The 20,601-nt window shown below is 65.4% G+C and carries 18 protein-coding genes; 13 read left to right on the top strand and 5 right to left on the bottom strand.

Annotated features, from left to right (window positions below):
• Position 1 precedes the first annotated feature (1 nt).
• A complete protein-coding gene (locus tag GSH16_RS07340; protein ID WP_160853570.1) occupies positions 2 to 1,090 on the top strand; it encodes an ABC transporter ATP-binding protein in 1,089 nt (362 codons plus the stop codon).
• 2 nt (positions 1,091 to 1,092) lie between these two features.
• Here the strand turns inward: GSH16_RS07340 and GSH16_RS07335 are convergent, their stop codons facing one another.
• Positions 1,093 to 4,710: a hydantoinase B/oxoprolinase family protein gene (locus GSH16_RS07335; RefSeq protein WP_160853568.1), complete on the bottom strand. Its 3,618-nt coding sequence runs from the start codon at positions 4,708 to 4,710 to the stop codon at positions 1,093 to 1,095.
• A gap of 144 nt (positions 4,711 to 4,854) precedes the next feature.
• On the opposite strand from GSH16_RS07335, the gene GSH16_RS07330 reads away from it, so the two are divergent.
• The 5 genes from GSH16_RS07330 (at position 4,855) to GSH16_RS07310 (ending at position 9,618) form a co-directional block, all read left to right on the top strand.
• The gene (locus GSH16_RS07330) at positions 4,855 to 5,355 is read left to right on the top strand and encodes a GNAT family N-acetyltransferase (protein ID WP_160855114.1); all 501 of its coding nucleotides are present in this window, start codon (positions 4,855 to 4,857) and stop codon (positions 5,353 to 5,355) included.
• A 95-nt stretch (positions 5,356 to 5,450) separates the two neighbouring features.
• The gene (locus GSH16_RS07325) at positions 5,451 to 6,137 is read left to right on the top strand and encodes a molecular chaperone DjiA (RefSeq protein ID WP_160853566.1); all 687 of its coding nucleotides are present in this window, start codon (positions 5,451 to 5,453) and stop codon (positions 6,135 to 6,137) included.
• Position 6,138: 1 nt separating this feature from the next.
• Positions 6,139 to 7,176 carry an endonuclease/exonuclease/phosphatase family protein gene (locus GSH16_RS07320; protein WP_160853564.1) on the top strand — a complete coding sequence of 346 codons (1,038 nt, stop codon included), beginning with the start codon at positions 6,139 to 6,141 and terminating at the stop codon, positions 7,174 to 7,176.
• Between the two features lie 67 nt (positions 7,177 to 7,243).
• Positions 7,244 to 9,079 carry a M3 family oligoendopeptidase gene (locus tag GSH16_RS07315; RefSeq protein WP_160853562.1) on the top strand — a complete coding sequence of 612 codons (1,836 nt, stop codon included), beginning with the start codon at positions 7,244 to 7,246 and terminating at the stop codon, positions 9,077 to 9,079.
• 164 nt (positions 9,080 to 9,243) lie between these two features.
• On the top strand, positions 9,244 to 9,618 hold the full coding sequence (locus GSH16_RS07310) for a DUF6804 family protein (protein WP_160853560.1): 375 nt from the start codon (positions 9,244 to 9,246) through the stop codon (positions 9,616 to 9,618).
• An 88-nt stretch (positions 9,619 to 9,706) separates the two neighbouring features.
• Here GSH16_RS07310 and rpoH read toward each other — a convergent pair whose 3' ends face one another.
• The 3 genes from rpoH to GSH16_RS07295 form a co-directional block, all read right to left on the bottom strand.
• Positions 9,707 to 10,603: an RNA polymerase sigma factor RpoH gene (rpoH, locus tag GSH16_RS07305; RefSeq protein WP_160853558.1), complete on the bottom strand. Its 897-nt coding sequence runs from the start codon at positions 10,601 to 10,603 to the stop codon at positions 9,707 to 9,709.
• Positions 10,604 to 10,819: 216 nt separating this feature from the next.
• Positions 10,820 to 11,395, bottom strand: coding sequence for a thermonuclease family protein (locus GSH16_RS07300; RefSeq protein WP_160853556.1), 576 nt, complete (start codon positions 11,393 to 11,395; stop codon positions 10,820 to 10,822).
• Positions 11,396 to 11,524: 129 nt separating this feature from the next.
• On the bottom strand, positions 11,525 to 12,577 hold the full coding sequence (locus GSH16_RS07295) for an RluA family pseudouridine synthase (RefSeq protein ID WP_160853554.1): 1,053 nt from the start codon (positions 12,575 to 12,577) through the stop codon (positions 11,525 to 11,527).
• A gap of 1 nt (position 12,578) precedes the next feature.
• Between GSH16_RS07295 and GSH16_RS07290 the strand changes: the two genes are divergently transcribed.
• On the top strand, positions 12,579 to 12,923 hold the full coding sequence (locus GSH16_RS07290) for a DUF6476 family protein (protein ID WP_160853553.1): 345 nt from the start codon (positions 12,579 to 12,581) through the stop codon (positions 12,921 to 12,923).
• Here GSH16_RS07290 and GSH16_RS07285 read toward each other — a convergent pair.
• Positions 12,920 to 13,786 carry a 1-acyl-sn-glycerol-3-phosphate acyltransferase gene (locus GSH16_RS07285; protein ID WP_160853551.1) on the bottom strand — a complete coding sequence of 289 codons (867 nt, stop codon included), beginning with the start codon at positions 13,784 to 13,786 and terminating at the stop codon, positions 12,920 to 12,922. The genes GSH16_RS07290 and GSH16_RS07285 overlap by 4 nt on opposite strands.
• Before the next feature lie 116 nt (positions 13,787 to 13,902).
• Between GSH16_RS07285 and dnaG the strand changes: the two genes are divergently transcribed.
• The 6 genes from dnaG (at position 13,903) to ribD (ending at position 20,596) form a co-directional block, all read left to right on the top strand.
• A complete protein-coding gene (dnaG, locus tag GSH16_RS07280) occupies positions 13,903 to 15,888 on the top strand; it encodes a DNA primase (RefSeq protein ID WP_160853549.1) in 1,986 nt (661 codons plus the stop codon).
• Positions 15,889 to 15,976: 88 nt separating this feature from the next.
• Positions 15,977 to 17,962 carry an RNA polymerase sigma factor RpoD gene (rpoD, locus tag GSH16_RS07275; RefSeq protein ID WP_160853547.1) on the top strand — a complete coding sequence of 662 codons (1,986 nt, stop codon included), beginning with the start codon at positions 15,977 to 15,979 and terminating at the stop codon, positions 17,960 to 17,962.
• Positions 17,959 to 18,417: a GNAT family N-acetyltransferase gene (locus GSH16_RS07270; RefSeq protein ID WP_205524041.1), complete on the top strand. Its 459-nt coding sequence runs from the start codon at positions 17,959 to 17,961 to the stop codon at positions 18,415 to 18,417. The genes rpoD and GSH16_RS07270 overlap by 4 nt, the downstream gene beginning before the upstream one ends.
• A gap of 24 nt (positions 18,418 to 18,441) precedes the next feature.
• Positions 18,442 to 18,855 (top strand): secondary thiamine-phosphate synthase enzyme YjbQ, encoded by a 414-nt coding sequence (locus GSH16_RS07265; RefSeq protein ID WP_160853545.1) that lies wholly within the window; start codon positions 18,442 to 18,444, stop codon positions 18,853 to 18,855.
• Between the two features lie 160 nt (positions 18,856 to 19,015).
• Positions 19,016 to 19,489, top strand: coding sequence for a transcriptional regulator NrdR (gene nrdR / locus GSH16_RS07260; RefSeq protein WP_160853543.1), 474 nt, complete (start codon positions 19,016 to 19,018; stop codon positions 19,487 to 19,489).
• 3 nt (positions 19,490 to 19,492) lie between these two features.
• A complete protein-coding gene (gene ribD, locus GSH16_RS07255; protein WP_235913074.1) occupies positions 19,493 to 20,596 on the top strand; it encodes a bifunctional diaminohydroxyphosphoribosylaminopyrimidine deaminase/5-amino-6-(5-phosphoribosylamino)uracil reductase RibD in 1,104 nt (367 codons plus the stop codon).
• The last annotated feature ends 5 nt before the right edge of the window (positions 20,597 to 20,601 follow it).

Here is a 20,601-nt window from a genome sequence, read left to right as displayed (position 1 = left end):
CATGACCACGCCCATTCTGGAAATCGACCGCCTGCGCAAAAGTTACGGTGACGTGGAGGTGCTGCATGACGTGTCCGTCAGCATCGACCCGGGCGACTTTCTGGTGCTGCTTGGGCCGTCGGGCTGCGGGAAATCGACGCTTCTGAACTGTATCGCGGGGCTGGAAGCCGTCACCGATGGCGAGATCCGCATCGACGGCGCCTGCGTCAACGCGGTCGCCCCGAAGGACCGTGACATCGCGATGGTGTTCCAGAGCTACGCGCTCTATCCCAACATGACCGTGGGCGAGAATGTGACCTTCGGGATGAAGGTGCGCGGCGAGAGTAAAGCCGCGCAGGCGGAGAAACTGGCCGAAGTCGCCCGCATCCTGCAGATCGAACCGCTCGTCGACCGCAAGCCCGCCGCCTTGTCAGGCGGCCAGCGGCAGCGCGTCGCGATCGGGCGGGCGCTGGTGCGCGACCCGAAACTCTTTCTCTTTGATGAACCGCTCTCCAACCTCGATGCGCGGCTGCGCGGCGAGATGCGGGCCGAGATCCGCGCGCTGCACGAGCGGGTCAGCGCCTCGATCGTCTATGTGACCCACGACCAGATCGAGGCGATGACCCTCGCGACCAAGATCGTCGTGCTGAACGGCGGGCTCGTCCAGCAGGTCGGCACACCCGACGAGATCTACCGCAATCCCGCCAATACGTTCGTCGCCGGCTTCATGGGTGCTCCGCCGATGGGCATCGTGCCCGCGCGGATCGAGAGCCGCAGCGGCGCGCAGGTCGCCATTCTGACCGACGCGGACGGCGCCCCGCACGAGATTGCGCTCGACGCCGGGACACGTCTGCCCGACGGGCCGGTCCAGCTCGGACTGCGGCCGGAATCACTCGATCATGCGCCGGACGGGGGCGACCTGTCGCTGCCGGTCACGCAGGTGGAGCAGACCGGATCGGACCTGTTCGCGACGCTCGCCCTGCAGGGGGCATCGAAACTCATTGCGCGGCTGCACCCGATGACCGCACTGCGGCCGGGTGCCGAGGCGGGTTTCCGGGTGGACCGGCGCGGCCTCGCCTTCTTCGACAGCGAGACCGGCGCACGGATCTGACCCTAGCCGGGCGTGTAGCCGCCGCCGCTCGGTGTATCGAGCCAGTAGAGGTCTCCGGCCGCCATCTGCGTCTGGTCGGCCGAGCGCAATTCGTCTACCCGGCCGTCGGCCCGCACGACACGCGACCGGCCAAGCGCGCCCGGACCGCCCTGCCCGAGCCCCGGCGGCGGCACGACGCGGTGGCCCGTCAGGATCGCCAGAACCATGGGTTCGAGGAACCGGATGCGCCGCCGCGTGCCGTCGCCGCCGCGGAACGCGCCTTCGCCGCCCGAGCCCTGCCGGATCGAGAATTCTTCCAGCAGCACCGGGAAGCGCCATTCGAGCACTTCTGGATCGGTCAGCCGCGAGTTGGTCATGTGGGTGTGGACCCCGCCCGTGCCCGGATGGCCCGAGCCGTCCGCGAGCCGCCCCGCGCCCGATCCGCCGCAGACGGTCTCGTAATACTGGTAGCGGTCATTGCCCCAGGTCGTGTTGTTCATCGTAGACTGGGCCGCTGCCTGCACACCGAGCGCCAGCAGGAGTGCCGAGGTGACGGCCTGGCTCGTCTCGACATTGCCGGCAATCACAGCGGCCGGATAGTCGGGCGAGAGCATGGTGCCGCGCGGCAGGATGACGTCGAGCGGCTTCATCACCCCCTCGTTCATCGGGATATTGTCGTCCACCAGCAGCCGGAACACGTAGAGCACCGCCGCGCGAGTCACCGGTTCGGGCGCATTATAGTTGGTCGCAAGCTGTCCCGTGGTGCCGCTGAAATCGATGGTCGCACGCCGCGCCGCGCGGTCGACCGTGATCTTCAACCGGATCTCGCGCGGGTTGCCGTCGAAATCCGGGTCCATCTGATAGGTGATCTCAGCATCATGCAGCGTCTCGATGGCACGGCGGACACATTCTTCCGCATTGTCCTGCACATGGGCCATATAGGCGCGGACAACATCGAGCCCGAAATGGCCGACCATGCGGCGCAGTTCCTGCGCGCCCTTCTCGCAGCTCGCCACCTGCGCCTTCAGATCGGCAATATTCACATCGACCGCCCGCACCGGATGTCTGGCGGACAGGAGCAGATCGCGTGTCTCCGCCTCCAGGAACCGCCCGCCGGAGACGAGTTTGAAATTGTCGATATAGGCGCCCTCATCATGGATGGTGCGGCTGTCGGGCGGCATGGATCCGGGCGTCAGACCGCCCACATCCGTATGGTGCCCGCGTGCAGCGGTGTAGAAGAGCACCTCCTGCCCTGCATCGTCCCAGACTGGCGCAACCACGGTGATGTCGGGCAGATGCGTGCCGCCATTGTAGGGCGCGTTCAGCATGAACACGTCGCCCGGTGCCATGCCCGGGTTCTGTGCGATCACCGTCTTCACCGACGCTCCCATGGAGCCCAGATGCACCGGCATATGCGGCGCATTGGCGATCAGGTCGCCGGACGCGTCGAACACGGCACAGCTGAAATCGAGCCGTTCCTTGATGGTGACGGAAGCTGCTGTGTTTTCCAGCACCGCGCCCATCTGCTCGGCAATCGACATGTAGAGGTTGTTGAACACTTCAAGCATGACGGGATCGGCTTCGGTGCCGAGCGCCATGCGGCTTGGCCGCGCCTCGATCCGCGACAAAAGCACATGGTCATGGCCGGTGATCCGCGCCTGCCAGCCCGGTGATACCAGCACGGACGTGTGCGGCTCGACGATCACCGCCGGACCGGTGACACGGTCGCCGTGTCGCAGGGCATCGCGGCGGATGAACCGCGTCTCGACCCAGCCGCCATCAATCCAGACGGGCGCGGATTTGGCCACCGCGTAGTCGCCCTCACCGCGCGCGATCTCGTCCGCCACCTCTTCTTCGAGCGTGGCCGCCCCGCCGACGGCTTCCACGGACACGCTCTCCACCACCAGCGCCGCATCGCCCGGGTCGAACCCGAACCGCGCGCGATGATCCTGCGCGAACGCGTCCCGCATCGCATCGAGGTCGCCAAAGGGGATCGGCAGGGCCGTGTCCGTGCCCTTGACCTTGATCATCAGGCGCGGCACCAGCGTCTGGTCGGCCTCACCCACATTCTGCGCGACAAGTTCGTCCGTCGCCGCCGAGCCCAGACGGTCGATGATCGCGGCTGCCCGCATCCGGCTCGTCTCCGACAGGTCTTCCTCCAACGCCTCGACGCGGGACGCGCGCAGATCGGCCAGCCCCATCCCGTAGGCGGACAGAAGCGAGGCATGCGGGTGGATCAGGCAGGTTTCCATCCCCAGCGTGTCGGCAATGGCGCAGGCGAATTGCGCGCCGGCGCCGCCGAACACGGTCAGGCAATAGCCGGTCACGTCATGGCCGCGCTGCACGCTGATCGTCTTGATCGCGTTGGCCATGTTTTCCACCGCGATTGTCAGGTAGCCCTCGGCGATCTCCTCTGCCGATTTGCCGACCTCTCGGGCGAGCGCGTCGAACCGTGCCCGCGTCGCGGCCAGATCAAGCGGCCGGTCCCCTTCGGGGCCGAAAATCGCCGGGAAGAAATCCGGATCGAGCCGCCCGGTCAGCACGTTCGCATCGGTGACTGCGAGCGGCCCGCCGCGCCCGTAGGCCGCCGGTCCGGGATCGGCGCCCGCGCTTTCCGGCCCGACCTGCAATCGGCCATTGTCATAGGTCAGGAGCGACCCGCCGCCGGCCGCGACCGTGTGGATGTTCATCATCGGGGCGGTGATCCGCACGCCGGCCACTTCGGTATTGAGCACCCGCTCATATTCGCCGTTGAAGTGACACACATCGGTCGAGGTGCCGCCCATGTCGAAGCCGATCACGCGGTCCATGCCGGCGATCTGGCTGGTGCGCACGCAGCCCACGACGCCACCGGCCGGGCCGGACAGGATCGCGTCCTTGCCCTGGAACATGCCCGCGTCGGTCAGCCCGCCATTCGACTGCATGAACATGAGCTTGCCGCCCATGTCCCCGTCAAAGGCCGCCGCCACGCGATCGATGTAGCGCCTCAGGATCGGGGTCAGATAGGCATCGACCACGGTCGTGTCGCCGCGCGACACCATCTTCATCAGCGGCGACACTTCATGGCTGACCGAGACCTGCCCGAAACCGATCTCGCGGGCGATCCGCGCGGCCTCTGCCTCATGCGCCGTGTGGCGATAGCCGTGCACGAACACGATCGCGCAGGCATCGAGCCCGCGTGCGCGGGCCGCTTCCAGATCGGTGCGCAACCGGTCCGCGTCGAGGGGCCGTTCCACCGATCCGTCGGCGCGAAGCCGCTCGTCGGCCTCGATCACCTCGCGATAGAGCATCTCGGGCAAAACAATCTGCCGGTCGAAGAGCCGGGGCCGCGCCTGATAGGCCAGCCGCAACTGGTCGCGAAGCCCGGACGTGATGACGAGCGCCAGCGGTTCACCCTTGCGCTCCAGCAGCGCGTTGGTGGCCACGGTCGTCCCCATTTTCACCGCCCCGATCCGGTCCGCCGGGATCGGCGCATCTGCATCGAGCGACAGGAAGTCACGAATGCCCTGCAGGGCAGCATCGGCGTAAAGCTCGGGATTTTCGCTCAGGAGCTTGGCCGTTGATATCCGGCCTTCGGGATCGCGCGCCACGATGTCGGTGAATGTGCCGCCACGGTCGATCCAGAAATCCCAAGCCGTCATGTTTCGCTCCCTTTAGTGACGGTCACAGCTTTAGGGGGTCCGGGCGGGGGCTGCAATCACCCAAGGGCGCTCGACAGGGCGACCGGGCTGGCCTAGCGTGCGCGCGACCTGTCCCGAAAGCCGATGCGCATGCCCGACACACCCCTGATCCGCCCTGCCCGCCCTGCCGATGCACCGGCCATCGCGGCCATCTGGAACCCGGTGATCCGCGACACGGGCGTCACCGTGAACACGACCGAAAAGTCGCTGGATGCCATCGAAGCGGCCATGGCCCCGCCGGAGGGTATGCCGCGCGGGATGATCGTGGCCGAGGATGCGGGCGAACTGATCGGGTTTGCTGCGCTCTTTCCCTACCGGCCCGGCAACGGCTACCGGCACACGGGCGAACATACGATCATTCTGGCGCCCGGCGCGCGCGGGCGCGGTGCAGGACGGGCGCTCATGGCAGCGCTTGAGGAGATGGCCCGCGCGCAAGGCGTGCACCGGCTCTTTGCCTATGTATCTGGCGAAAATCCTGCCGGCGTCACCTTCCACGCAGCCTGCGGCTTCGAGACGCTCTGCGTTCTGCCCGAAGTTGGCCGCAAGTTCGACCGCTGGCACGATGTGACGGTCATGTTGAAAAAGCTCGATACGGCAGACAGTTAAGCCGTAGCGCGGCACTACTCCAGTGCCGCTCCCCTGCGACGAAATTTTCCGTGAATGGCGCTGGTCGGCGCGGGCGGACCTGCTAGACTGGCGCCATGTCCATCTGGTCCCGCATATCCCAGGCCCTGTCCGCACTCGCCGCCGGAGAATCGCTCTCCAGCGTGTTCGAGCGGCTGAACACGCCGCCCGAACGCTCGATTGCCTTCACCATCGCGGTGATCGCGCTCGGTGCGAAAATGGCCAAGGCCGACGGTCAGGTCACGCGGGACGAGGTGCAGGCCTTCCGGCAGGTGTTCCACATCAATGCCGAGGATGAGGAGCAGGCCGCCCGCGTCTTCAATCTCGCCCGGCAGGACGTGGCCGGGTTCGAGATTTATGCCCAGCGCATTGCGCGCATGTTCACCGGCAACAAGACCGCGCTGCAGGACCTGCTCGAAGGGCTGTTCCACATCTCCATGGCGGACGGCACCTACCATCCGCAGGAGGACGAGTTTCTGCATCAGGTGGCGGAAATTTTCGAGATCCCCGACAGCTGTTTCCAGAGCCTACGGGCCCGCTGGGTCCCGGGCGCGGAGAAGGACCCCTATACGATCCTCGGGGTGGCGCCCAACGCGCCCCTGCCCGAAGTGCGCAAACGCTGGCGCGAACTGGTGCGGGAAAACCATCCCGACCGGATGATCGCCCGCGGCCTGCCCGAAGAGGCGGTGAAGCTCGCCAGCCGCCGCATGGCCGACATCAACCGCGCCTGGGAGACGATCAGCCACCAGACCGTGCCGGGATGAGATGCGCATCGCGACCTATAATATCGAATGGTTCGCGGAGCTTTTTTCCAAAGACAACAAACTGTTGCTCGACGATGAATGGTCGCGGCGCCACAATGTCACCCGCCGCCAGCAGGCCAATGCCATTGCGACCGTGCTGCGCGCTGTCGATGCCGACCTGACTTTCATCGTCGAGGCCCCGAACACCGGCCACAAGCAAAATACGGTCGACGCGCTGGAGCAGTTCGCCGCCGCGTTCGGGCTGCGCCAGAGCCGGGCTGCCATGGGGTTCGCCAACGAGACCCAGCAGGAACTGGCGGTGCTCTTCGATCCGGCCCGTGTCATGGTCGAGCACGATCCGAAAGGCGAAGGGTCCGACGGGCGCGGCTCCGTCACGGCCCCGCGGTTCGACAGTGCCTTCCGGCTCGATATCGACGTGGATGCGGAACCCGAGATCCACCGGTTTTCCAAACCGCCCCTTGAACTGGCGGTGACCGCCCTGCCGTCGGGACGAAAGTTCCGGATGATCGGCGTCCATGCCAAGTCGAAAGCGCCACACGGGGCGCGCAACCGGCAGGACGAGACGCGCATCTCGATCGCCAACCGGCGCAAGCAGCTGGCCCAGTGCATCTGGATCCGCCAGCGGGTCGATGCGCATCTGGATGCGGGCGACGATCTGGTTGTCTTGGGCGATTTCAACGACGGTCCGGGCCTCGACGGCTATGAGAAACTGTTCGGGCGGTCCGGCATCGAGATCGTGATTGGGACCAACATGCCGCCCGACCGGATGCTGGCCGAGCCGCACGCCCGCCTGTGGCTCGACCCGCGACAGGGGTGGGCGCTCTCGACCGCGCGCTTTTACTCCAAGGAATTGCACCGCTATCTCAACGCGATGCTCGACTATGTGATGCTGAGCCCGGACTTCGCCGCTGATACGGGCGGGCGCTGGCAGATCTGGCACCCGTTCGACGATCCGGACTGCTATGCCGACGACAGGATGCGCGAGGCGCTCCTGACAGCCTCCGACCATTTTCCCGTCTCTGTCGATCTGACGCTCTGAGCCCCTTCAATCGGCGCGCCATCCGGCCTATGTCAGGACAAAGTCCGAAACATCAGGAGAGCCGCCGATGCGCACCCGATCCCAACCGACCACGATCCTCCGCGACAGCCGCGATCCTGCCGGGGGGGCGCTTGGCGACCTGCCGGAGTGGAACCTCGACGACCTGTATACCGGACAGGACGCGCCGGAACTGGCACGCGACCTCGACTGGCTGGAAGGGGAATGTGCCGCCTTTGCCGCGGATTACGAGGGCAAGCTCGACACGCTCGATGCGGACGCGATGCTCGCCTGCATCCGCCGCTGGGAAAAGATCGGCGAGGTCGAGGGCCGGATCATGTCCTATGCGGGCCTGCGCTACTACCAGAACACGGTCGATGCGGAGCGCGCCAAATTCATGTCCGACATGCAGGCGACGCTGACCGACCATTCGACGCAGCTTGTCTTCTTCTCGCTGGAACTGAACCGGATCTCCGACGACCGCTATGCGGCGCTGGTCTCGGCCAGCGACGATCTGGCCCGCTACAAGCCTGTGCTCGACCGGATGCGCAAGATGAAGCCCTACCAGCTGTCCGACGAACTGGAGAAGTTCCTGCACGACCAGTCGGTCGTCGGGGCGGCCGCCTGGAACCGGCTCTTTGACGAGACGATGGCCGCACTCGAATTCGACGTGGAGGGCGAGGATGACCCGCTGCCGCTCGAAGCCACGCTGAACCTTCTGACCGATGCAGACCGCAAACGCCGCGAGGCCGGGGCCCGCGCGCTCGGCACAGTGTTCGTCAAGAACCTGCCGCTCTTCGCGCGCATCACCAACACGCTCGCCAAGGAAAAGCAGGTCGAGGACAAATGGCGCAAGATGCCAACACCGCAGACCGGCCGCCACCTGTCGAACGATGTGGAACCCGAAGTGGTCGAGGCGCTGCGCGACGCGGTGGTCGCGGCCTATCCGAAACTGTCCCACCGCTACTATGCGCTGAAGGCGAAGTGGCTTGGCCTTGACCGGTTGCAGGTCTGGGACCGCAACGCCCCCCTGCCGATGGCCGATGACCGGACGGTCGGCTGGGACGAGGCACGCCAGACCGTGCTGGACGCCTATGCGGGCTTCGATCCCAGAATGGCGGAACTGGCGGAGCCGTTCTTCGACAAGGGCTGGATCGACGCGCCGGTCAAGCCCGGCAAGGCGCCGGGGGCGTTTGCACACCCCACGGTGACGACCGTGCACCCCTATGTGATGCTGAACTATCTGGGCAAGCCGCGGGACGTGATGACGCTGGCGCACGAACTGGGTCATGGCGTGCATCAGGTGCTGGCCGCCGGTCAGGGCGAGCTTCTGTCCGGCACGCCTCTGACGCTTGCCGAAACGGCTTCGGTCTTCGGCGAGATGCTGACCTTCCAGAAACTGCTCGACGCCGCGCCCGACGCCAGGACCCGCAAGGTGCTGCTCGCCGGCAAGGTCGAGGACATGATCAACACGGTCGTGCGCCAGATTGCCTTCTACGATTTCGAGTGCCGCCTGCACGCGGCCCGCGCCGAAGGGGAACTCACGCCCGACCAGATCAACGCGATCTGGATGGGCGTGCAGGAGGAGAGCCTCGGGCCTGTCTTCGATTACATGGACGGCTATGAGACCTTCTGGTCCTACATCCCGCATTTCATCCACTCGCCCTTCTACGTCTACGCCTATGCGTTCGGGGACGGGCTGGTGAATGCGCTCTATGCCGTCTATCGCGACGGGGATGCGGGGTTCGAGCAGAAATATTTCGACCTGCTCGCGGCCGGCGGATCGAAGAACCACAAGGAACTGCTGGCCCCCTTCGGCCTCGACGCCACCGACCCGGCCTTCTGGGACAAGGGGCTCGACATGATCTCCGGCATGATCGACGAACTGGAGGCGATGGAAGACTAGACGCCTCGGACACCCCGAAGCTGACAAAAAGGGCGCCCGACTGCGGCGCCCTTTCTCTTTTGCTCCACAGAGATAAACAGCGCAAACACTGTCAAAAAAATCAAAACAGTATTGATTTAATACAGTCTTCGAATAACGTGCCGGAAGTCAAATAAGGAGCCCCCATGACTGACTTCAAGTACGACGATGGCGTCAACGGTACAGAAATCCAATCCAAGCGCTTCAATGCATGGAACCTGCTTTGGATCCTCCCGGCGGCGTTTCTGATTATCGGCATTATCCCGCTGCCGCTCACATATTACTTCGCACTTCGCTGGATCGTGGCTCTGGCCGCACTGGCCATTGCAACGAACGAGGTTCGCCTGCAACGGAAATTCGGCCCGACCGTGCTGCTGTTCCTGATCGTCGCACTGGTCTACAACCCGGTCTATTTCGTGGTTCTGCCCAAGAAAATCTGGATGATCCTCAACCTGGTCACTGGCATCCTCTTCCTGCTGCATTTCTTTCTGCAGCGGAAGCGCAAGGAACCGCTGTCCTGACGCAATCCGGCCTCTCGATTCGGAGGGGCTGAAATGAGAAAGGGCGCCCGATTGCGGCGCCCTTTCTTCTTTCATTCTGTCAAACCTGTCATCCGACGGTCGGCACCATGCCGCGTTCGGCGGCGAGTTCGCGCATCTTCTTCTGGATCTTCTCGAAGGCCCGCACCTCGATCTGGCGGATCCGTTCGCGGCTGACGCCATAGTGCTGGCTGAGATCCTCCAGCGTCTGCGGCTCGTCCTTCAGCTTGCGCTCGGTCAGGATGTCGCGTTCGCGCTCGTTGAGCACTTTCATCGCTTGCAGGAGCAACTCGCGGCGATTGTCGAGTTCGTCCTTCTCGGCATAGTCGGCGGCCTGGTCGGCATCCTCGTCCTGAAGCCAGTCTTGCCATTCGGCAGCACCTTCGCCATCGGTCTTGATCTGCGCGTTGAGCGACGCATCCCCGCCCGACATGCGCCGGTTCATGGAGATGACCTCATCCTCGGTCACGTTCAGATCATTGGCGATCCGGGCGACATTCTCGGGCCGCAGGTCCCCTTCCTCCAGCGCGCCGATCTTGTTCTTGGCCTTGCGCAGGTTGAAGAAGAGCTTTTTCTGGGCCGACGTGGTGCCCATTTTCACCAGCGACCATGACCGCAGGATATATTCCTGGATCGAGGCGCGGATCCACCACATGGCATAGGTTGCGAGCCGGAACCCTTTTTCGGGGTCGAACCGTTTGACAGCCTGCATCAGGCCGACATTGGCTTCCGACACGACCTCGGCCGTGGGCAGCCCATAGCCGCGATAGCCCATGGCAATCTTTGCGGCGAGTCGCAGATGCGAGGTGACAAGCTTGTGCGCGCTCTCCTTGTCCTGGTGGTCAACCCAGGCCTTGGCGAGCATATACTCTTCCTCCGGTTCCAGCATCGGGAACTTGCGGATTTCCTGAAGATAGTTCGACAGGCCCTGCTCGGGCGACGGGGCCGGAAGATTGGAATAGCTCATCTCTGTCCTCCTGCGCTCTGGTTCATGTTCGGCGCGTCCATGGCAGGTATGCGCTCCCTGCCGGACGATCAAGGTGTCGCGCGATCCTACCGTGATCTGTCGGCGGATTCTTTCCGATTCAACGGCTTGCACGGGTTCGTGAAGCGGCGGCATGGTCCGCGTGAACGGCTGTAACACGCGTGCTGGCCTGTCGACGGAGCGTCATCCGCACCCGGCTCAGTTGTCAGCCTTACCGGTCTTCGCCTCGTAATCGGCCCTGTGCCGCGCCCACATCAAACGCGACCGGACGCCTTTGGGTTCCAGATGCCGGTAGCGTCCACCGGAAAATCGCGTGAAATCGAGTGCAAGCCCCTGTGCCACAAGCTCTGCCCCTATGTCCCGGCCGTCCGGCAGCGTGCAGACGGCCACAAGCCGGTCATAAGAGGTCTCACCCGTCAAATGTGCGGTCACTGTCTGCCCCTTGCAGATCTGCACCATCGCCCATTTCGACTTCTGCCCGTAAGGCGCGTCGAGTTCCGGCGCGTCGATGCCCGCGAGCCGGATTTTCTGTTGTTTGATTGCGATCGTGTCCCCAACGATCACCCAGGCCCGTCCCGACAATGTACCGGACCGATGGGAGATCGGGCGACGAAGCTGATGGGCAGGGCGCCGTCTTGCGGGCTGCAGGGCTTGTCCCTTGGGTCGGGAGCGCCGCGCGCGATCCGATCCGTGCCGTCGGCCTGTTGCGCCGACACGGATCAGCATCGCGACCACCGCCAAGAAGACGAGTATGATGATTTCCCGCTCGCTCATGGCTTGTCCGGCTTCGCGTTCTGCTCCCGACCTGCGCCTCGTGATGGGGACATGCAGGCGCAGGGCACCGGATACGCACCCCGCGCGCAGCCGGCTTTCGAAGGACGGCCAAAACTTTTGGGGATTGGGTCAGCCGGTGGCCGAGCCCCGCAGATCCTGCAAGAGCGCCGCGAAATCAGCCGGTGGCGCGGTCTCGAACCGCATGTCGGTCCCGCTGACCGGATGGGTGAAGCCGAGCGTCGCGGCGTGGAGCGCCTGCCGCGGAAAGGCTTCGATCCGTGACCGGACCGCCCCGTCAAAGGCCCGCACCGGCATCCGCCGTCGCCCGCCATAGGTCTGGTCGCCCAGAAGCGCGTGGCCGGCATAGGCCATATGCACGCGGATTTGGTGGGTTCGGCCCGTCTCCAGCCAGCATTGCAGAAGCGCCGCAGCGCCGCCGCCGAAAACCTCCTGCACCTGCGCGCGCGTCACGGCGCGTTTGCCGCCGGCGGGCGTCACGGCCATTTTCTTCCGGTCGCTGGCATGGCGCGCGATCGGCCGGTCGACCTTGAGCACATTGCCCGGCTCGAAGGACACGCCCTTCAGACCGCGCAGCCGCGCATCGCCCGCCGATGGCGCACCCCAAGAGACCGCCAGATACTGACGCAGCACGCTATGGGCCGCGAATTGCGCCGACAGGCCCTGATGCGCGGCGTCGGTCTTGGCCGCGACAAGAATGCCGGATGTGTCCTTGTCGATCCGGTGGACGATGCCCGGCCGCTTCTCGCCGCCAATCCCCGCCAGACTGTCGCCGCAATGGTACAGAAGCGCATTGGCCAGCGTGCCGTCCGGCGCGCCCGGCGCGGGGTGGACGACCATGCCCGCCGGCTTGTCGACCACGATCAGGTCGGCATCCTCATAAAGCACGGAAAGGGGGATATCCTGCGGCACCAGATCGACAGGCGCGGCCGGCGGCAAGTCGATGGTCCAGACCGAGCCCGCCGGCGCCGCCTGCTTGCCGCTGTCAGCGACGCGCCCGTCCGCGTCCCGCACCGCACCGGCGGCGATGAGCGCCTGCACCCGTGACCGGCTGAGCGACAGTTCCTCTGGCGCCGCGGCCGCCAGCGCCTTATCAAGACGCGACCCGGCCCCGTCGGGCAGGGTGATCGTCACGCGGGTGGCGTCAGGAGCGGAGTTCGACATGATGGACCAACCGGATCAGCAGGCCGAGGGCGCCGAGCCGCCACGCCTCAGGGCGCTGCGCTGGCTTGTCACGGCGCTCACCGCGACCCTGATTGTCGGGATCACTGTCATCATGGCGATCATTGTCATGGCCTTCTTGCGGACACAAGAGACGGCCGCGCCGTCACTGCCCGACAGTATCGTGCTGCCCGAAGGCACATCCGCCGGTGCCGTGACCTTCGGTTCGGACTGGATCGCCGTCGTGACGCGGGATGAGGCGGGCCGTGAAACGATCCGGATCTTTGACGCAGACAGCGGCGCCGAGCGCCAGAGCGTTATTATCGGGACAGGCGCGGCCGGCAACTAGCGCGATAGGACCGTCGTCGCCACCGCACGGGGCTTCGGCTTGAACATGGACATGGCCGGATCGCCTGCAAGCGACAGGGTCGCGCGCCGCAATATGTCCGTCGCCTCCGCCGAGTTGGCCGGCAGGCGGGCGCCGTCCATGGCCTCTCCGGCGGTGATCTGGAACCGCTGGCGATCCTTGTTCAGCACTTCGTGGAAGAGCGTGATGTCACGCAGCGTCGGGTGCAGCAGGTCGAAGAAATAGAAGAGCGCGGAATTGCGCGCGCGGATATGCAGCGGCACGACCGGCATCCCGAATTTGCGGATGAGCATCGCCGCGCTCGGCATCCACGGGCGTTCATGCAGCCGGAAGCCGCGGCGCTTGGCGAGCCGCCCGGACGGGAACATGATCCCGAGCCGCCCGTCCTTGAAGGCCCGCCGCGCATAGGCGAGCGTGGCGCGGTTGTCGCCGTGACTGCGCCGGTCGGCGCGCCATTCGACAGGCGCAATGATCTCGTCCAACTGCGGCATGATCCGCACCGCATCCACATTGGCGAAGAAGAAGAGGTCGGGCCGCAGATCGGCCAGCAACGCGTAAAGGATGATCCCGTCCGCGATCCCGGTCGGGTGGTTGCAGACAAGCATCGCCGGCCCGTGGCGCGGCACATTTTCAAGGCCCGTCGCCTCCACGTCATGGGCGATCCGGCCGACCATTTCGCGCATGATCTCGTGGGCGGGCAAGGGTTCCAGCCCCTCTGCGATCCGCAATGTCCGGTCATAGGCCAGAAGCGAATGAAGGACCCCCCGCACCAGTCCCATCCCCGGCGCGGACCGTTCGATCCATGGCGCGCGCTCACGGATCTGGGTGTCTATAACCTCTTTCATGGCCCCGACCTACCTTAGGCTTGCGTCACTTGTGTGACAACCAAAACGCGAGTGCCGCACCGTCCGGCGGCGAATGACCGCTTGCGCCGTCCCGCGCCGCGACCGATAGTCAACGCATGAGTCTCCCGCCCGGTTTCATCGAAGAATTGCGCTCGCGCCTGTCCCTCGCGCAGGTGATCGGCCGCAAGGTGAGCTGGGACAATCGCAAGTCCAATCCCGGCAAGGGGGACTATTGGGCCCCCTGCCCGTTCCATCAGGAAAAAACCGCCAGCTTCCACGTCGATGATGCCAAGGGCTTCTACTATTGCTTCGGCTGTCACGCGAAGGGTGACGCCGTGACCTTCGTGCGGGAGACGGAGAATCTCGATTTCATCGAGGCGATCCGGCTGCTCGCGGGCGAGGCCGGCATGCAGATGCCCGAACGCGACCCCGAGGCTGCGAAACGGGCCGAGGCCGGGCGCGCGCTCGCCGATGTCATGGAACTGGCCGTCCAGTTCTACCGGCTGCAACTGCGTGCCGGCGCCGGTCAGGTCGCGCGCGACTATCTGGCGACACGTGACATGCCCGAGGCCGTTCAGGACCGGTTCGAGATCGGCTGGGCGCCCGATACGCGACAGGCACTCTGGTCGCACCTGCAGGAAAAATCGGTGCCCGAGGCCCAGATCATCGAAGCGGGCCTGTGCGTCCGTCCCGAAGATGGCGGCCAGCCCTTCGACCGGTTCCGCGGCCGGGTCATGTTCCCGATCCGCGATGCGCGCGGGCGCTGCATCGCCTTTGGCGGGCGCAGCCTCGACCCGAATGCGCGGGCCAAATATCTCAACTCGCCCGACACGCCGCTTTTCGACAAGGGGCGCACGCTGTTCAACATCGGTCCCGCTCGCGCTGCTGCCGGCAAGGCGCAGGCGCTCATCGTGGCCGAGGGCTATATGGACGTGATCGCGCTCGCCAAGGCGGGGTTCGATCACGCGGTCGCCCCCCTTGGCACCGCGGTGACCGAGGACCAGCTGCGGATGCTCTGGCGCATGGCCGACGAGCCGGTGATCGCGCTCGACGGCGACGCGGCGGGTCTGCGGGCCGCGATGCGGCTCATCCCGCTGGCCCTGCCGCTCCTGACAGCCGGCAAGTCGCTGCGCTTCTGTCTTCTGCCCGAGGGGCAGGATCCAGACGATCTGCTGCGCGCCGGCGGGGCGGATGCGATGCAGGCGGTGCTCGCCACAGCCCGGCCGATGGTAGATCTGCTGTGGCAACAGGCAACGGAAGGCAAGGAGTTCGACAGTCCCGAGCGCCGCGCGGCACTCGATGCGGCGTTGCGCCAGACGATCGGCACGATCACCGACAAATCGATCCGCGACCATTACAGCGCCGAGATCCGCTCACGCCGCGCGGATCTGTTCCGCCCCAAATCCGCGCAGGGTGGCGGCGGGTGGCGCAATGACTGGCGCGGCGGCGCAAGCGGCGGGCGGCGCGGGGGAGACCGGCGCGGAACCGGCTTCGGTCCGGTGCAACCGAGCACGAAATCAAGCGCGCTGGCGCAGGGCAACGCGCCCGACCAGGAGGCGCGGATCCGCGAAAGCGCGATCCTGATGGCCTGCCTCAACCATCCCGCCCTTGCCGAAAAACACGAGGCCGCGCTCGAAACCCTGCCCTTCGCCTGCCCCGACCTCGCGGTTTTTCGTGACGCGCTCTTGTCTGAACTGGCCGACACCCCAGATAGACCCCAGCAGGATCTCGAACCGTCCCTTGCGGCGCGGCTGGGTTATGACCCGCGCGAAAAACTCATGGCGGTCGGACATGTGCGGATCAGCCGCCACCTGCGACCGGACGCGACCCGAGATTTCGTCGAAAGCACGCTGCTGGAGGATATCGCCAAACATCAGGCCACGCTCGGTGCGCATGCGGAAATCCGTGATGCCGAGGCCGAGATGGCAGGCGTGACCGATGAGGGTGTCACCTGGCGGCTGCAACAGGCCGTGGCGGCCCGCGATCAGGCGAATCGGCAGGCCAGCGAAGTGGATGCCGGCGACGACCAGACAGATGCCGCGATGAAAAAGGCGCTGCAGGACATGATCGACCGGCAAATCTGGGTCAAGAAAAAAAGGTAAGTGCGGATTGCGAATCACTGATTCGCCTGAAACAATCCGCGCAGGGTGAAACGGGCCGATTCGGCCCGCGCAGGAGACGATGAACTCGATGGCTGCAAAAGACGCTGATCAGAAAAAAGGTGACGAGAACCAGGAGGGCGCCAGCTCCCTGCTCGACATGAGCCAGGCCGCGGTCAAGAAGATGATCGCGCAGGCCAAGGCACGTGGCTACATCACCTATGACGAACTGAACGAAGTGATGCCGCCCGATCAGGTGTCCTCCGAGCAGATCGAGGATGTGATGGCCATGCTCTCGGAGATGGGCATCAATGTCGTCGAGGCCGAGGAAGCCGAGGACGAGGATGGCGAGAGCGGTTCCAAGGACAGCAGCAGCTCGCGCGAACTGACCACCACCACCGCATCGAGCGAAACACTCGACCGCACCGACGATCCGGTGCGCATGTATTTGCGCGAAATGGGCTCGGTCGAGCTTCTGTCCCGCGAGGGCGAGATTGCCATCGCCAAACGGATCGAGGGCGGCCGGAACACCATGATCCTGGGGCTTTGTGAAAGCCCGCTCACCTTCCAGGCGATCACCATCTGGCGCGACGAGCTTCTGGAAGAAGAGATCATGCTGCGCGATGTGATCGACCTCGAGACGACATTCGGCGCCTCCCTCGAAGATGATGAGGAAGAGGAGATCGACGGCGCGGCCGAGGGCGCGGACAAGTCCGATGCCTCAGAGGAGAAGGGCGCGAAAGCCGAAAGCGACGGGAACGAAGCCGACAGCGACGAAGATGCCGAGGATGAGGACGATCAGGCCAACCTGTCCCTCGCCGCGATGGAAGCGACGCTGAAACCGCAGGTGCTCGAAACGCTCAACCGGATTGCCGACGATTTCGCCCGTCTGTCGGAAATGCAGGATACGCGCATCGCCGCCACGATGGACGAGCGCATTTCCTTCACGACCACGCAGGAACGCGAATATCAGCGCCTGCGTTCGGAAATCGTGGAACTGGTCAATTCGCTCCACCTGCACAACAACCGCATCGAGGCGCTGGTCGACCAGCTCTACGGGATCAACCGCAAGCTGATGTCGCTCGATGGCGCGATGGTGAAGCTCGCCGATCAGGCGCGCATCAACCGTCAGGACTTCATCAAGGAGTATCGCGGTACCGAACTGGAGCCGAACTGGCTGGAACGCGTCTCCGCGCTCGACGGGCGCGGCTGGGATACGCTGAACGAACGGTTTGGCGACAAGGTGGAGGACCTGCGCGGCCAGATCGCCGAGGTCGGCCAGTATGTCGGGGTCGAGATCTCCGAATTCCGCCGCATCGTGCAGCAGGTCCAGAAGGGCGAGAAGGAAGCCCGGATCGCCAAGAAGGAAATGGTCGAGGCCAACCTGCGTCTGGTGATCTCCATCGCCAAGAAATACACGAACCGCGGGCTGCAATTTCTTGATCTCATTCAGGAAGGCAATATCGGCCTGATGAAAGCCGTGGACAAGTTCGAGTATCGCCGCGGCTACAAGTTCTCCACCTATGCGACATGGTGGATCCGGCAGGCGATCACCCGCTCCATCGCCGATCAGGCCCGCACGATCCGCATCCCGGTCCACATGATCGAGACGATCAACAAGCTGGTGCGCACCGGTCGCCAGATGCTGCACGAGATCGGCCGCGAGCCGACGCCGGAAGAACTGGCCGACAAGCTGCAGATGCCGCTCGAAAAGGTCCGCAAGGTGATGAAGATCGCCAAGGAACCGATCAGCCTCGAAACCCCGATCGGGGACGAGGAAGACAGCCAGCTTGGCGATTTCATCGAGGACAAGAACGCCATCCTGCCGCTCGACAGCGCCATTCAGGGCAACCTGAAGGAGACCACGACCCGGGTGCTCGCCTCCCTCACCCCGCGTGAGGAACGGGTTCTGCGGATGCGGTTCGGCATCGGGATGAACACCGACCACACGCTCGAAGAGGTCGGCCAGCAGTTCAGCGTGACCCGCGAACGTATCCGCCAGATCGAGGCGAAGGCCCTGCGCAAGCTCAAGCATCCGAGCCGCAGCCGAAAGTTGCGCAGCTTCCTCGACCAGTGACCGGCGTCAGGCTTCGCCCGGCCTGTCCGGGCGAAGCGGCCGACCTGTCGGCGCTTTGCCTCCGCTCCAAGGCACATTGGGGCTACGATCCCGAATTCATGACCCACTGCATCGCGCCGCTGACCGTGACTGAGGCGCAGATCGCGCAACAGACAAGCTGCATAGCCGACGTCGACGGGGTGCTGTCGGGCTTCGCCTGCCTGACCGGCAAAGCTCCTGTTCTGACACTCGACAAACTGTTCATCGCGCCCGAAGCCATTGGCAAAGGGGTCGGGTCCGCGCTCCTTGACTGGGCGCTTGACCGCGCACGCGATGCCGGCGGCCGGCAACTTCTGGCCACCGCCGATCCGCATGCGGCCGGCTTCTACCTGCATCACGGCGCAAGCGCGGACGGGTTCGACGCGTCGGATGCCATTCCCGGCCGCGCCTTGCCCCGTTTCGCCTTTTCGCTCTGATCCGTGCCGCCAAAGGACGCTGCCATGCAAACCCGCATAACAATCGAAACCCGTGGCCAAGGGCTCTACGAGTTCACCCGCGAGTTGCGCAGCGCCCTTGCCGGCCGGGGGGACGGTCTGGCAACGCTGTTCGTCCGCCACACCTCCTGCTCGCTCCTCATCCAGGAAAATGCCGACCCGGAGGTGCGCACCGATCTGCGGAACTATTTCGCGCGCCTCGTGCCGCCCACGACCGACCCGTCCATGGCCTATCTGACCCACACCTATGAGGGACCGGACGATATGCCCGCCCATATCAAGGCCGCGCTCCTGCCGGTCTCGCTCTCGATCCCTGTGGCGGACGGCGCACCGCTGCTCGGCACTTGGCAGGGCGTCTATCTGTTCGAACATCGCGACGCGCCCCACCGGCGCGAGGTGGTGCTCCACCTGTCGGCCTGATCGAGCCCCGCGCCACCGGTCGGACTGATTCAGTTTCGCAACACAAGGTCTTGGTTCGCCACTCAGATATGGGGGAAGCCATCTGGCATCTACCCAAGACGAATCGCTCTGCCTATACTCGCCCCCAACGTCTTGAGGACCAGAGTTTGGGGGGAGCCATATGCGGTGTCCATTTTGCGGTAACACGGATACTCAGGTAAAGGACAGCCGCCCGGCCGAAGACCATGTGGCCATCCGGCGCCGGCGCTACTGCCCGGCCTGTGCCGGCCGGTTCACCACCTACGAGCGCGTACAACTGCGCGACCTTGTCGTGGTGAAGAAGAACGGCAAGCGCGAACCGTTCGACCGTGACAAGCTGGAACGCTCCATCCGCATCGCCCTGCAGAAACGCCCTGTCGAGGTGGAACGGATCGACCAGATGATCTCGGGCATCGTCCGGCGGCTGGAAAGCATGGGCGACACGGATGTGGCATCCGACAAGATCGGCCAGATCGTGATGGAAACGCTGGCCCGGATCGACACCGTCGCCTACGTGCGTTTTGCGAGCGTTTACAAGAACTTCCAGGCAGCCGACGATTTCGAGGAGTTCGTCGCCGAACTGCGCCCCAACATCCCCGAAGAAGACGACGCCTGACCCATGTCCCGCGCGGCTGACAGGCGCTGGATGCAAGCCGCACTGGCGCTGGGGCAGCGCGGTCTGGGCCGGGTCTGGCCGAACCCCGCGGTCGGCTGCATCCTCGTGAAGGAGGGCCGCGTCGTCGGACGCGGCTGGACGCAGCCCGGCGGGCGCCCGCATGGCGAGGTCATGGCGCTGACGCAGGCAGGGGATGCCGCGCAGGGCGCCACCGCCTATGTGACGCTCGAACCCTGTGCCCATACCGGCAAGACGCCGCCCTGCGCACAGGCGCTGATCGACGCGCGCGTGGCGCGGGTGGTCGGCGCGCTCGAAGACCCCGATCCGCGGGTCAGCGGGCGCGGCTTCCGGATGCTGGAGGAGGCAGGCATCACGGTCACCCGCAATGTCTGCCATGATGCGGCGCTGGAGGCCCATGCCGGTTTCCTGATGCGCACGACGCTCGGCCGGCCGCTTGTGACCTTGAAGATGGCCCTCTCCGCGGACGGGCGGATCGCCACCGCACGGGGCGAGAGCCGCTGGATCACCGGACCGGATGCGCGCCGCCGCGTGCATCTGCTGCGCGCCACCCATGATGCGGTTCTGATCGGCGCGGGCACGGCGCGGGCCGACGACCCGATGCTCGACATTCGCGACATGGGGATGGACGCGCAGAACCCCGTGCGCATCGTAGCCGATGGAAGCCTGTCGCTTCCGCTCACCGGACGGCTGGCCCGCAGCGCCAGGCAGCAACCGCTCTGGCTCTGCCACCGGCGCAGTGCCGACCGTGCACGCGCGCGGGCCTTCACCGACCTTGGCGCCCGCACCCTGATCGTTGCGCACGGGCCGGAAGGCGAACTGCGGGTCGATGACCTGCTTTCGCAACTGGGCAAGGCCGGGATCACACGGCTCCTGTGCGAAGGCGGCGGCAAACTGGCCGCGACACTTCTGGCGGCCGGGTTGATCGACCGGCTGGAGACGCATCATGCCGGGCTGATCCTTGGCGGCGACGGTCTGTCGGGGGTCGCCCCCCTGCACCTGTCCGCGCTGGCAGACGCGCCGCGCTTCGATCTGGAATCAGCGGAGGTTGCGGGGCCCGACATGATCTGCCGCTGGCGCCCGCGCTAGGCCGG

It is taken from the genome of Oceanomicrobium pacificus (genome assembly GCF_009833495.1).
Lineage (GTDB): Bacteria > Pseudomonadota > Alphaproteobacteria > Rhodobacterales > Rhodobacteraceae > Oceanomicrobium > Oceanomicrobium pacificus.
The sequence above is the reverse complement of the archived record's forward strand: the minus strand, read 5'-3'. Positions and strand labels throughout refer to the sequence as shown.

What these genes read in the sequence shown, in the direction of transcription:
- GSH16_RS07340 (WP_160853570.1), top strand. Translation starts at nt 2, where the DNA reads ATGACCACGCCCATTCTGGAAATCGACCGCCTGCGCAAAAGTTACGGT.
- GSH16_RS07335 (WP_160853568.1), bottom strand. Translation starts at nt 4,710, where the DNA reads ATGACGGCTTGGGATTTCTGGATCGACCGTGGCGGCACATTCACCGAC.
- GSH16_RS07325 (WP_160853566.1), top strand. Translation starts at nt 5,451, where the DNA reads ATGTCCATCTGGTCCCGCATATCCCAGGCCCTGTCCGCACTCGCCGCC.
- GSH16_RS07320 (WP_160853564.1), top strand. Translation starts at nt 6,139, where the DNA reads ATGCGCATCGCGACCTATAATATCGAATGGTTCGCGGAGCTTTTTTCC.
- GSH16_RS07315 (WP_160853562.1), top strand. Translation starts at nt 7,244, where the DNA reads ATGCGCACCCGATCCCAACCGACCACGATCCTCCGCGACAGCCGCGAT.
- GSH16_RS07310 (WP_160853560.1), top strand. Translation starts at nt 9,244, where the DNA reads ATGACTGACTTCAAGTACGACGATGGCGTCAACGGTACAGAAATCCAA.
- rpoH (WP_160853558.1), bottom strand. Translation starts at nt 10,603, where the DNA reads ATGAGCTATTCCAATCTTCCGGCCCCGTCGCCCGAGCAGGGCCTGTCG.
- GSH16_RS07300 (WP_160853556.1), bottom strand. Translation starts at nt 11,395, where the DNA reads ATGAGCGAGCGGGAAATCATCATACTCGTCTTCTTGGCGGTGGTCGCG.
- GSH16_RS07295 (WP_160853554.1), bottom strand. Translation starts at nt 12,577, where the DNA reads ATGTCGAACTCCGCTCCTGACGCCACCCGCGTGACGATCACCCTGCCC.
- GSH16_RS07290 (WP_160853553.1), top strand. Translation starts at nt 12,579, where the DNA reads ATGGACCAACCGGATCAGCAGGCCGAGGGCGCCGAGCCGCCACGCCTC.
- GSH16_RS07285 (WP_160853551.1), bottom strand. Translation starts at nt 13,786, where the DNA reads ATGAAAGAGGTTATAGACACCCAGATCCGTGAGCGCGCGCCATGGATC.
- dnaG (WP_160853549.1), top strand. Translation starts at nt 13,903, where the DNA reads ATGAGTCTCCCGCCCGGTTTCATCGAAGAATTGCGCTCGCGCCTGTCC.
- rpoD (WP_160853547.1), top strand. Translation starts at nt 15,977, where the DNA reads ATGGCTGCAAAAGACGCTGATCAGAAAAAAGGTGACGAGAACCAGGAG.
- GSH16_RS07265 (WP_160853545.1), top strand. Translation starts at nt 18,442, where the DNA reads ATGCAAACCCGCATAACAATCGAAACCCGTGGCCAAGGGCTCTACGAG.
- nrdR (WP_160853543.1), top strand. Translation starts at nt 19,016, where the DNA reads ATGCGGTGTCCATTTTGCGGTAACACGGATACTCAGGTAAAGGACAGC.
- ribD (WP_235913074.1), top strand. Translation starts at nt 19,493, where the DNA reads ATGTCCCGCGCGGCTGACAGGCGCTGGATGCAAGCCGCACTGGCGCTG.